The following is a 348-nucleotide window of genomic DNA, read 5'->3' as shown; positions in this document are numbered from 1 at the left end:
CGAGACTCCTCCGGCCGGCCAGCGCCTGGTGCGCCTGTGCTTCGCCAAGAACGAAGCGACCATGGACGCGGCGATCGAACGCCTGCGGCTGCTGTGAGCGGAGGCGTAGACATGCAGGGCACACGCTCGGCGGCGCGCGGCAATCGCGCTACAGTCGACGCCTCGCCACTCCAGGGAAGACCCGATGCGCTTGTTGCTGCGTGCGTTGCCGTTGCTCAGCGCTGCCACCGGCACCCGCGCGGCAATCCGCGCCCGCGCATCGATCGCATCGGGATAGCACTCGACCTGATTGCGTGCGGCGTAGAACGCTTCGTACGCTGGCTCCAGCAGATCGAGGCTGGCGCCACT

At 68.4% G+C, this 348-nt stretch carries 1 pseudogene; it reads right to left on the bottom strand.

What is annotated here, in order from left to right:
• Positions 1-180 precede the first annotated feature (180 nt).
• A pseudogene (locus tag ABGA94_RS04035) lies at positions 181-348 on the bottom strand (HAD family hydrolase); the annotation flags it as partial.

The sequence above is a fragment of the Stenotrophomonas sp. 3diitr2024 genome (assembly GCF_042136455.1).
Classification (GTDB): domain Bacteria; phylum Pseudomonadota; class Gammaproteobacteria; order Xanthomonadales; family Xanthomonadaceae; genus Stenotrophomonas; species Stenotrophomonas sepilia.
This window is presented reverse-complemented; position numbering and strand designations above follow the sequence as displayed.